At 68.4% G+C, this 7,569-nt stretch carries 5 protein-coding genes; 3 read left to right on the forward strand and 2 right to left on the reverse strand.

From position 1 onward, the window contains the following. A partial coding sequence (locus ACKAE7_RS20015; RefSeq protein ID WP_408980111.1) for an ATP-binding cassette domain-containing protein occupies window positions 1-945 on the forward strand: 945 nt, incomplete at its 5' end. Here the strand turns inward: ACKAE7_RS20015 and ACKAE7_RS20020 are convergent. Continuing rightward, window positions 927-1,445, reverse strand: a complete 519-nt coding sequence (locus ACKAE7_RS20020; protein ID WP_400575666.1) for a DinB family protein — start codon at window positions 1,443-1,445, stop codon at window positions 927-929. The two genes, ACKAE7_RS20015 and ACKAE7_RS20020, sit on opposite strands and share 19 nt — an antisense overlap. Window positions 1,446-1,464: 19 nt before the next feature. After that, the gene (locus tag ACKAE7_RS20025) at window positions 1,465-3,981 is read right to left on the reverse strand and encodes a DNA topoisomerase (ATP-hydrolyzing) subunit A (RefSeq protein ID WP_408980112.1); all 2,517 of its coding nucleotides are present in this window, start codon (window positions 3,979-3,981) and stop codon (window positions 1,465-1,467) included. Window positions 3,982-4,069: 88 nt separating this feature from the next. On the opposite strand from ACKAE7_RS20025, the gene ACKAE7_RS20030 reads away from it, so the two are divergent. Beyond that, window positions 4,070-6,754 carry a GNAT family N-acetyltransferase gene (locus tag ACKAE7_RS20030; RefSeq protein WP_408980113.1) on the forward strand — a complete coding sequence of 895 codons (2,685 nt, stop codon included), beginning with the start codon at window positions 4,070-4,072 and terminating at the stop codon, window positions 6,752-6,754. Window positions 6,755-6,796: 42 nt separating this feature from the next. After that, window positions 6,797-7,569: DUF5998 family protein (locus ACKAE7_RS20035; RefSeq protein WP_408980114.1), on the forward strand; the 773-nt coding region annotated here is incomplete at its 3' end.

Here is a 7,569-nt window from a genome sequence, read left to right on the forward strand (position 1 = left end):
AGCACGGCGGGAGCGGCCAGCCAGGCAGCTGCGAAGACAGCCGCGCAGCAGGAGGCGGTGGTGGTCGTGCTGATGCTCCTCGCACTGGTGGAGCCCTACGCGGCCATGACGACGGCGGTGCGCCAGTTCCCCGCGCTACGGACAGTCATGCGGCGCGTATCCGCCTCGGGCGCCCTGGACGCCGGCACCGCGGGCCCCGAAGGCACCCCAGCCGACGGCCTGCACAAGGTGCCTGCCCGCCAGGCCGGTGCTCCCGGCGTCGAACTCGTTGACCTCGCGGTGGCGTGGCCGGGCGGTGCTCCGGTGTTTTCCGGGATCAACGCCGTTGCGGAGCCAGGCAGGTGGCTGGCCGTCACGGGACCGTCCGGTTCCGGAAAGTCCACCCTGCTCTCGGTCCTGCTCGGCTTCCTCCCCGCAGCAGCCGGGTCAGCCCGGGTGACCGGCCGGGCCGCCTGGTGTCCGCAGGAGGCCCACCTCTTCGACTCGACCATCCGCGGGAACCTGCTGCTGGGCAGGCCCCCCGCGAACGGCCCGGCCGGAGAGGGCGGGCTGATGGAGGTGCTGGAGTCCGTGGGGCTGGCGGGCCTGGTGGAGCGCCTGCCCGCCGGGCTGGACACCAGGATCGGTCCGGGCGGGGCCTTCCTGAGCGGGGGAGAGCGCCAGCGCCTGGCCGTGGCGCGCACGCTGATGACGGGCGCGGAGGTGATCCTGCTGGATGAGCCCACAGCGCACCTGGATGCTGCATCGGCAGAGGCCATGCTGGCCGACCTGCGCGCGGGACTCGGCAACCGGACCGTGGTGCTGGTGACCCACAACCCGGCTGACATCCACCCGCAGGATGCGAGGCTGGTGCTGGCCGGATCCGGGAACGCCGGAGGTGCAGGACGTAACGGTGCGCCGGCGTATGCCGCGGTGGCGGAAGGTGCTCAGCCGTCCACGTCGTGAAGGTGGTGGACGACGTCGTGCAGGAAGTACTGGGCCAGCGTCAGGACGGTGAACTCCGAGCCGTTGCTGCGCAGCCCTTTCCGTCCCCACTCTGATTCGCGGACCCTGGCAAAGGACTCCGCCGCCTGCTTTCCCTCAGCCGTCAGCTCTGCGCTGACCACTGCCGGATCGGCGTTGGCGTAATCCTTGTCGACGGCCGTCTGGTCCTGGTCCCAGTTCTCGAACCGTGCCTCATCCGATTCGAGCATGAGGTTCAGCCGCTGGTCGAAAAGGCTGAAGACGTCCCGGACGTGGCAGGCATACTCCAGTGCTGACCAGGTGTGCCCATTGGGGCGCTCGGCCACGTCCGGCCTGCGCAGGACGGCCCGCCAGCGGGGCAGCATGTTGTCGATGCTCCCCGGGACGGTGGAGGGGGTTACCGTTGCGGCGTCGAACGAACACTCGGGGCAAGGACGCGTCAGGACCCAGGTCCAGTCCTTCTCATCAGGAACGATAGGCATGCATGCAGTCTAGGCCGGATCAGGCCGCCTGGCCGGGGTCAGACCACGCCATGGCGGGACCCACCACGTCCACCGGCTGCGACAACGGGACACCGGAACCGTCCCGCCGGCCGTGCTCCTGCGGCAACGATCTGGCGACCCCCGCAGCCGAGGCGGCCTTGGCCGGGCCGTGCCCCGCCCAGGCCAGCAGCAGCGTGTCCTCGCCCTTCAGGAAGCGGTGTGCCCGCACGCCGGCTGTTGCACGGCCCTTCACGGGGTACTCGGAGAACGCCGTGACCTTGGCCGTGCCGGGGGCGGTCCCGGGTAGGGCGCCCGTTGTCCCGGCGATGGTCACCACCACGGCGGCCTCGTCCCCGGGCTGGACCGCGCCGAAGAACAGCACCCGGTCACCGGCCGCCAGCTTGATTCCCGCCATGCCGCCGGCTGTCCGCCCCTGGGGGCGCACGCTCACGGCTCCAAACTTCAGCAGCTGGGCCTGGCTGGTCAGGAACACCAGCTCAGCATCATCGGCTCCCGCCGGCGCCACATTGACCACGAAGTCCTTGTCCTTGAGGGCAATGACGTCCCAGTCTTCCCGGTTCAGGGGGTAGTCCGGCTGCACCCGCTTCACCACGCCCTGGGAAGTGCCGATGGCCAGCACTTCGTCCAGCGGCACGAACGCCACCAGGGTTTCCCCCTTGAGCAGGGTAAGGAAATCCTTGGCCGGAACCCCGCCGGCGAGGTTGGGCAGGCCGGACATGGGCGGCAGCACCGGCATGTCCATCACCTGGAGGCGCAGCATCCGCCCCAGGGAGGTGACCGCCGCGATCTCGCCGCGCGCGGAGGTCCTGACCACGGACGTGAACACGTCATGTTTTGCCCGGGGTCCGGCCTCGGCCAGCGGTTCCTGGTTGCTGGTGCGGGCCACCTGTCCGGAGGCGGTCAGGATGGCCCAGCAGGGGTCGTCGGCGATTTCCAGGGCCAGCGGCGCTGCCTTGCCCTTCTTCCCGGCGGCGAGGGCATGGTCGGCGGCCACGGTCGGTGCCACGGCCTCGGATTCGAGGAGGACGGTGCGCCGGGGAGTGCCATGCTCCTCGGCAATCTCTCCCAGCTCGTCGGACACCAGGGTCCGGAGCCGCTCCTCGGAGCCCAGGATCGCCTCGAGCTCCGCGATCTCGCGGCGCAGCTCGTCCTGCTCCTTCTCCAGCTCGATCCGGGAGTACTTGGTCAGCTGGCGCAGCCGGAGCTCCAGGATGTAATTCGCCTGGATCTCCGTGAGGTCATAGATGGACATCAGGCGAGCCCTGGCGGCGGCTGCCTCGTCCGAGGAGCGGATGATCTGGATGACCTCGTCAATGTCCACAATGGCGATGAGGAGGCCCTCCACCAGGTGGAGGCGGTCCTTCTTCCTGCCCAGCCGGAACACCGTCCGGCGGCGGACCACGTCGATCCGGTGGTTGACGTACACAGTCAGCAGCTGCACCAGGCCCAGGGTCTGCGGCTGACCGTCCACCAGGGTGACGTTGTTGATGCCGAAGGAGTCCTCCATCGGCGAGTAGCGGTACAGCTGCTGGAGCACCGCGTTGGGGTTGAAGCCGTTCTTGAGCTCGATGACCAGGCGCAGGCCGTGCTTGCGGTCGGTCAGGTCCACGATGTCGCTGATGCCGGTCAGCTTCTTGGCGTTGACGGCGTCCTTGATCTTCTCGATGACCTTTTCCGGGCCCACCATGTAGGGGAGTTCGGTGACCACCAGGCCGGTCCGACGCGCGGACAGCTGTTCCACCTCCACCTTGGCCCGCGTCTTGAAGGACCCCCGCCCCGTGGCGTAGGCGTCGCGGATGCCGTCCAGCCCCACGATCCGGCCGCCGCTGGGCAGGTCGGGACCCGGAACGAAGCGCATGAGGTCATCCAGTGTGGCGTCCGGGTGGGCAATCAGGTGCCGGGCGGCGGAAATGACTTCCACCAGGTTGTGCGGGGCCATGTTGGTGGCCATGCCCACGGCGATACCGGTGGCGCCGTTGACCAGCAGGTTGGGGAACGCTGCCGGAAGCACATCCGGCTGGGTCAGCTGGTTGTCGTAGTTGGGGACGAAGTCCACCACGTCTTCGTCGAGGTGGTTGGTCAGCGTCAGGGCAGCCGCCGCAAGCCGCGCTTCCGTGTACCGCGGAGCCGCAGGGCCGTCGTCGAGCGATCCGAAGTTGCCGTGCCCGTCAATCAGGGGCAGCCGCAGCGAGAAGTCCTGTGCCATGCGCACCATGGCGTCGTAGATGGCGGTGTCGCCGTGCGGGTGGAGCTTGCCCATGACCTCGCCCACCACGCGGGCGCTTTTCACATGGCCGCGGTCCGGGCGCAGGCCCATGTCGCTCATCATGTACAGGATGCGCCGCTGCACCGGCTTGAGCCCGTCGCGGGCGTCCGGAAGCGCCCGGGAGTAGATCACCGAATACGCGTACTCCAGGAAGGAACCTTCCATTTCGGAGGTGACATCGATGTCCACGATGTTCTCCGTGTAGGGGGTGGTGTCTTCGGGAGGGGCTGAACTTTGGCGGCGGGCCATGGGGTTGGTGGATCCTTCTGCAGAGCGGTGCAATGGTTTGTTGGCCGCAGGCGGCAGTGCTGCGGGAGTTTTTGGCTAGGCTAAGCCTATGGTGGAACAGCCCGTGGACGGCGAATATCCGGAACATTGGGAAGCCGATGTCGTGCTCCGGGACGGCGGGACGGCACATCTGCGCCCCATCCACCCCTCGGACGCGGACGCTGTCCAGAAGTTCCACATGGGACAGTCGCAGAATTCAATCTACATGCGCTTCTTTGCGTTCAAGGCCAAGCTTTCGAGCAAGGAACTCAAGCGGTTCACCGAGGTGGACTACCGGGACCGGGTGGCGTTCGTCATCACCATTGGCGGTGAAATCGTAGGGATCGGCCGGTACGACCGGCTGGACGACCCCACCGAAGCCGAAGTGGCGTTCAACATCGCCGATTCGCACCAGGGGAGGGGAATCGGCTCCATCCTGCTCGAACACCTCGCCGCCGCCGCCCACGAGAACGGGATCCGCCGCTTCAGCGCGGAGGTGCTGCCGGAAAACCGCAAGATGCTGATGGTCTTCTCCGACGCCGGCTATGACGTCAAACGGCATTTCGACGACGGCGTCGTCAGCCTTGAGTTCAACATCGACCCCACCGAAAAATCCCGGGCCGTGATGGAATCCCGCGAGCACCGCGCGGAGGCGAGGAGCGTCCGCGACCTGCTGACGCCGTCGTCCATTGCCGTCATCGGGGCCAGCCGCAAGTGGGGGACGGTGGGCTACCAGCTGCTGGAGCACATCATCGAAGGCGGCTTCCCCGGGCCCGTGTTTGCCATCAATCCCGAGGCCCTGGAACTGGCCGGCATGATCTCCTTCGGCAAGCTCTCCGAGGTTCCTGAACCTGTGCAGCTGGCCGTTATTGCCGTCCCCTACGAGGAAGTGCCCGCCGTCGTCGCCGACTGTGCGGCGGCGGGAGTGAAGGGCCTGGTGATCGCGTCGGCAGGCTTCGCGGACGACGGCGAACGCGGCCTCATGAGGCAGCGCGACCTGGTGCGCCAGGCACGCGCCAACGGGATGCGGGTGATCGGGCCGGCGTCCCTGGGGATCGTGAACACCAACCCGGCCGTGTCGCTGAACGCCTCGATGGCGCCCACGCTGCCGTTGCGCGGCGGGCTGGGGCTGTTCTCCCAGTCAGCGGCCATCGGCGTCTCGCTCTACGCCGCCTCCAGCAGGCGGCGGCTGGGACTGTCCACCTTCCTCTCCGCCGGTAACCGCGCGGATGTGTCAGGCAACGACATGATGCAGTACTGGGAGGACGACGCCGATACCTCCGCCGTGGGCCTGTACCTGGAATCGATCGGCAACCCGCGCAAGTTCTCCCGGCTGGCACGAAGGCTGGCGCGCATCAAGCCGGTCATTGTGGCCAAGTCCGATGCCATGGGGCTGCGGCTGCCGCCCGGCCACGCCGTGCGCACCACGCAGGCACCCGCAGGTGCGCTTGATGCGATGCTCCGCCAGTCCGGCGTCATCCGGGTGGAAACCATAGAGCAGCTTGTGGACGTGGCGCAGGTGGTCTCCAACCAGCCCCTGCCTGCTGGGCCGGGGCTGGCCATTTTCAGCAACTCCCAGGCCCTCGGAAAAGTGGTGGCGGACAGCGCGTCGTCCCATGGGCTCGACGTTGCCCGGCTGGTGACCGGCGTGGACCTCGACGCCGGCCAGTCGGTGGCCCTTCCCGCCCTGCGTTCGTCCCTGCTCGCCGCCCTCGAGTCCGATGCCGTCCATGGGGCCGTCGCCGCTGTGCTGCCCGCGCGCGGGCTTACGGTGGACAGCATTGCCGAGGTCCTGGCCGAATGCTCGGTGAAGGCGGGAAAACCCGTGGTGGCCGCGTTCACGGGGATCCTGGATCCCTCGGTCTATGTCGAGGGCATGGTGGGGTCCGCGGAGCAGGCTGTGCCCTGCTTCTCCAACCCGGGGGCTGCGGTGGCCGCGCTCGCCGCCGTGGTGCGGTACTCGGAGTGGGTCTCGCGCGACCATGGGCACTTCGTTGAGCCGGAAGGCTGCGATCCGCAGCGCGCACGGGCCGAGCTGGAGGGCCTCCTCCGCGACGTGAAAGGGGAGCAGCTCAAGCAGCTGGACCCGGCGGCCACGCGCTCCCTGCTGGGCCATTACGGCATCACCGTGCTGCCTTCGGTTGGCTTCGACACCCCGGACCAGGCGGTTGAGGCGGCGGACATGCTGGGGTGGCCGGTGGCGCTGAAGACCACCGACCCCACGCTGCGGCACCGGCTGGACCTCGGGGGAGTCCGCCTTGATATCCAGGACGCCGAGTCCTTGCGCCTGAACGTCCTGCAGATGCGCCGGACCCTGTCCCGTTACGGCGACCCGGCACTGGAGGTGCAGAGCATGGCGCCGGTGGGGCAGGCCTGTACCTTCCGGGCCATTGAGGACCCGCTCCTGGGCCCGGTGATCTCGTTCGGCCTGGCCGGAGACGCCGTCAACCTGCTGGACGACTGGGCGCACCGGGTGCCGCCCCTGTCCGCCGCAGACGTGCACGACTTCATCCGCGGGCCGCGGGCAGCCCGGAAGCTTTTCGGCTACCAGGGCCTGCCGGCCGTGGACGTGGCCGCCCTTGAGGACCTGGCCGGCAGGCTTGCCTGGCTCAAGGACAGCCACCCGGAAATCGCGCTGGTGGAATTCAACCCGGTGCTGTGCGGCGTGTCCGGGGCGGTGATCCTCGCCGCGGATGTCCGGATCGGCAACGCGGCCCAGCGCACCGACAGCGCCCGCCGGGCCATGCTGGGCTGACGCGGTTAGCAATGTGGCGGGCCGATCTGTGAAAATGGGGGAATGAGCTCACAGCCTCCCGCGTCGGCGCCCGAAACGCCCGGCAATGAAAACCAGGCAGTCCGCCACAGCTCACACAGCCACAGTGCCCAGGGCCAAAGCCTTGACGGCGCACTCCAGAAGGCGGGTTTCTACCCGCGCCTGGTGGCTGACGTGGTGGACGACGCACTGGACGGCCGCGAGTGTGTCGCCCACCTGGTGCACCTGGAAACCCACTTCGACCGTGCCGAGGTGCGCCGCCACATCACCGTGCTGGTGCTGACCGCGGACATGCTGGTCATCACCCACGTGGACGACCAGCAACTCGATGAGGCGGGTGAGCAAATCGTGGCCCAGATCTCCACCGAGTCCGTGCCCGTGGCCCAAATTCGCTCCGTGGTCCTCAGCTACATGTACGCGCAGCCTCAGGACTACAAGCCTTCAGACCCGGTCCGCGAGGTAACACTGTCCATCGCCTGGTCCGGCGGCCAGAGGCTTGACATGGGCCCCGCCAGCTGCGGGGATCCCCAGTGCGAGGCGGACCACGGGTACAGCGGCACCATTGCGCAGGAAGACATCGTCCTGCGGATCAGCGCCGAGGCGGACGGATTACAGGCCGTCCAGGACGCCAAGCTCTTCGCCCGCGCCCTCCGCGCCGTGAACACGGGCTCTGCCGCCCCGGCGCCCCACATCCCGTCACTCCCGGCCCGGCCGCGTTCATCCTATGGCAAAACCCACCTCTCCCCTGGCCAGCGTGTGGGGTATCTGGCCCTGCCGCCGGCCATGCCGCACCGGGA

Origin of the sequence: Pseudarthrobacter sp. NKDBFgelt (assembly GCF_046097905.1) — a bacterium.
Taxonomy (GTDB): domain Bacteria; phylum Actinomycetota; class Actinomycetes; order Actinomycetales; family Micrococcaceae; genus Arthrobacter; species Arthrobacter polychromogenes.